The sequence below is a fragment of the Skermanella sp. genome (genome assembly GCF_059503625.1).
Genome location: NZ_JCACHA010000692.1, coordinates 8,312 through 11,497, shown reverse-complemented (window position 1 = coordinate 11,497; position 3,186 = coordinate 8,312). Strand labels below are relative to the sequence as shown.

Below are 3,186 nucleotides of genomic sequence, written 5' to 3'. Positions count from 1 at the left end.
TGATAGGCGGCAAGCCGTGTCGTTACAGTTTCCGCATTGTCGTCGGCCCGCCGGGTGAACTCGGTCGAACCGCAGACGTCGCAAACTCCATCCGCCTTCGGCGTCTGGAACTTGTCGTGGTAGCCCTGGCCGCACTTGGCGCAGGTGTAGCGGCCGGTGATCCGCTCCACCAACGCCGCATCGTCCACCTTCATCTCGATGACGTGGTCGAGCTTCAGGCCCTTCTCTTCCAGCATGCGGTCCAGGGCCTCGGCCTGAGGAACCGTACGCGGGAAACCGTCGAGAATGAAACCGGTGGCGCAGTCCGGCTTCGAAATGCGGTCAGCGATCATCTCGATCATCAGCTCGTCCGGCATCAGCTTGCCGGCAGCCATGATCTCCTTGGCCTGCTGGCCCAGCGGCACGCCGCTGGCTACGACCGCCCTCAGCATGTCCCCGGTCGACAATTGCACGAGGCCGTGCCGATCCTCGAGACGCTTTGCCTGGGTTCCCTTACCGGCCCCCGGCGGTCCCAGCAGAATTAAGTTCATCCTCTCCTCCCCCGCAGCTTAGCCTTCTTGATCAGGCCTTCGTATTGGTGCGCCAGCAGATGCGAATGTATCTGCGCGACGGTGTCCATCGTGACGGTGACCACGATCAGCAGGCTGGTGCCGCCAAAATAGAACGGGACGGCATACTGCGAAATCAGGATTTCGGGCAGGAGGCAGACTACGGACAAATATGCCGCACCTATGACGGTCAGTCGGGTCAGCACGTAGTCGAGGTAGTCGGCCGTGTTCTTGCCCGGGCGAATGCCGGGGATGAAGCCGCCATACTTCTTCAGGTTGTCCGCAGTCTCCGCGGGATTGAAGACGATTGCGGTATAGAAGAAGCAGAAGAACACGATCAGCGCGACGTACAAAGCGATGTACAGCGGCTGGCCGTGCCCCAGGTAGGTCGTGACCATCGTCAGCCATTCAGGCCCCTGCCCGCCCGAAAAGCCAGCCAGAGTCAACGGCAGCAGCAGCAGGGAGCTGGCGAAGATCGGCGGGATGACGCCCGACGTGTTCAGCTTGAGCGGCAGGTGGGAGCTTTCGCCGCCGAACATCCGGTTGCCGACCTGACGCTTCGGATACTGCACGATGATCCGGCGCTGCGCCCGCTCCATGAACACGATGAAGAAGATCACGCCCACCGCCATCAGCAGCAGGAAGATGATGAAGAAGGTCGAAAGCGCTCCGGTGCGCCCCAGTTCCAGAGTGCCGGCCAGAGCCCGCGGAAGCTCCGCCACGATGCCGGCGAAGATGATCAGCGAGATTCCGTTGCCGACTCCGCGAGCCGTGATCTGCTCGCCCAGCCACATCAGGAAGACGGTGCCGCCGACCAGGGTGATCACGGTGGTGGCCAGGAAGTAGATGCCGGGGTTATGAACCGCCGGCCCCATCGAGCCGGTCATTCCCTGAAGCCCGACCGCCATGCCATAAGCCTGTACCGTCGCCAGGACGACCGTCAGGTAGCGGGTGTACTGGTTGAGCTTCTTGCGTCCGCTCTCCCCCTCCTTCTTCATCTGCTCGAGCGTCGGCGAAACCGCCGTCATGAGCTGGATGATGATCGATGCCGAGATGTACGGCATGATGTTGAGGGCGAAAATGGTCATCCGGTGCAACGCGCCGCCCGAGAACATGTTGAACATGTCCAGGATGCCGCCGGAGCTTTGCCGGAAGATGTCCGCCAGGATGTTGGGATCGATGCCCGGCAGCGGGATATAGGTGCCAAGCCTATAGATGATCAGGGCCCCGAGGGTGAACCAGATCCGCTTCTTCAGCTCGGTAGCCTTCGCAAAGGCGCCAAAGTTGATATTGGCGGCGAGCTGTTCGGCCGCTGATGCCATATTCTAGTCCTCGACGCTCACGTGCGAAGTATTGTTCTTAATAAAGGACGGCCGGCGCCTGAGATCAAGCGCCGGCCAATTCCTCGTCTTCCGATCACTCGGCAGCTTCGGACTTTTCAGCCTTCGGCGGCACGGTGACCGTAACGGTCCCGCCCAGAGCCTCGACCGCCGCGATCGCCGACGCCGAAGCGCCCGCGACAACGAAGCTGGCCTTGGTGGTCAGGGCGCCTTTGCCGAGCAGACGAACACCGTCGCGGCTGTTCTGGGCGACGCCGGCCGCCACCAGGATTTCCCCGGTGATCGGCTGGGAGGCGTCCAGCTTGCCGGACTCGATCGCCTGCTGGACCTTGCCCAGGTTGGCGACCGCGTAGTCCTTGGCGAAGATGTTCGTGAAGCCGCGCTTCGGAAGCCGGCGATGCAGGGGCATCTGACCGCCTTCGAAGCCCTTGATCGCGACACCGGTACGTGAGGTCTGACCCTTCACGCCGCGGCCGGAGGTCTTGCCCTTGCCCGAACCGATACCGCGACCCACGCGCATACGGTTCTTGCGGGCGCCGGCATTATCCCGGATTTCGTTGAGTTTCATGGCTTTTGTAATCCCCTCGCCCGTTCTCAGCCCTGGCTCTCGACGCGAACCAGATGCTGAACCTTGGCGATCATGCCGCGGACGGAAGGGGTGTCCTCCAGCTCCCGCGTGCGGTGCAGCTTGTTCAGCCCCAGACCCACGAGGGTCTGGCGCTGGTCCTTCTTGCGACCGATCGGGCTGCCGACCTGGGTCACGATCACGGTTGCCTTGGTGTCGTCAGCCATGCTCAGGCCTCCTTCACTTCGGTGCCGGTCGCATCGCGGCGACCGAGGATGTCGCTGACGCGACGGCCACGGCGAGCCGCGACGGCGCGCGGGCTGACGACCTGAGCCAGGGCGTCGAACGTTGCCTTGATCATGTTGTGCGGGTTCGAGGTGCCGATCGACTTCGTCACCACGTCCTGCACACCCAGCGCCTCGAAGATCGCGCGCATCGGGCCGCCGGCGATGATGCCGGTACCGGTCGGAGCCGCCCGCAGAACCACCCGGCCGGCACCGAAGTGACCGTGCACGTCGTGGTGCAGCGTCCGGCCCTCGCGCAGAGGAACGCGGATCATGGTGCGCTTGGCCTGGTCGGTCGCCTTGCGGATCGCTTCCGGCACTTCACGGGCCTTGCCCGATCCGACGCCGACGCGGCCCTTGGCATCGCCCACGACCACGAGGGCCGCGAAGCCGAACCGACGGCCACCCTTGACCACCTTGGCGACACGGTTGATGCCGACCAGCTTTTC

General features: G+C 63.6%; 5 protein-coding genes. All 5 read right to left on the bottom strand.

Annotation, left to right across the window (positions count from 1 at the left end):
• The coding region (locus AC5JJ6_RS22820; RefSeq protein ID WP_496044256.1) for an adenylate kinase at window positions 1–530 on the bottom strand (530 nt) is incomplete at its 3' end.
• Window positions 527–1,870 carry a preprotein translocase subunit SecY gene (gene secY / locus AC5JJ6_RS22815; protein ID WP_496044255.1) on the bottom strand — a complete coding sequence of 448 codons (1,344 nt, stop codon included), beginning with the start codon at window positions 1,868–1,870 and terminating at the stop codon, window positions 527–529. The genes secY and AC5JJ6_RS22820, both read right to left, overlap by 4 nt.
• A 94-nt stretch (window positions 1,871–1,964) precedes the next feature.
• Window positions 1,965–2,456 (bottom strand): 50S ribosomal protein L15, encoded by a 492-nt coding sequence (rplO, locus tag AC5JJ6_RS22810; protein ID WP_044425935.1) that lies wholly within the window; start codon window positions 2,454–2,456, stop codon window positions 1,965–1,967.
• 26 nt (window positions 2,457–2,482) lie between these two features.
• Window positions 2,483–2,680 carry a 50S ribosomal protein L30 gene (gene rpmD, locus AC5JJ6_RS22805; RefSeq protein ID WP_044425934.1) on the bottom strand — a complete coding sequence of 66 codons (198 nt, stop codon included), beginning with the start codon at window positions 2,678–2,680 and terminating at the stop codon, window positions 2,483–2,485.
• A 2-nt stretch (window positions 2,681–2,682) separates the two neighbouring features.
• A partial coding sequence (gene rpsE / locus AC5JJ6_RS22800; protein WP_496044254.1) for a 30S ribosomal protein S5 occupies window positions 2,683–3,186 on the bottom strand: 504 nt, incomplete at its 5' end.

Excerpts from the sequence above, each read along its gene's own strand:
- secY (WP_496044255.1), bottom strand. The coding sequence starts at position 1,870 with ATGGCATCAGCGGCCGAACAGCTCGCCGCCAATATCAACTTTGGCGCC.
- rpmD (WP_044425934.1), bottom strand. The coding sequence starts at position 2,680 with ATGGCTGACGACACCAAGGCAACCGTGATCGTGACCCAGGTCGGCAGC.
- rplO (WP_044425935.1), bottom strand. The coding sequence starts at position 2,456 with ATGAAACTCAACGAAATCCGGGATAATGCCGGCGCCCGCAAGAACCGT.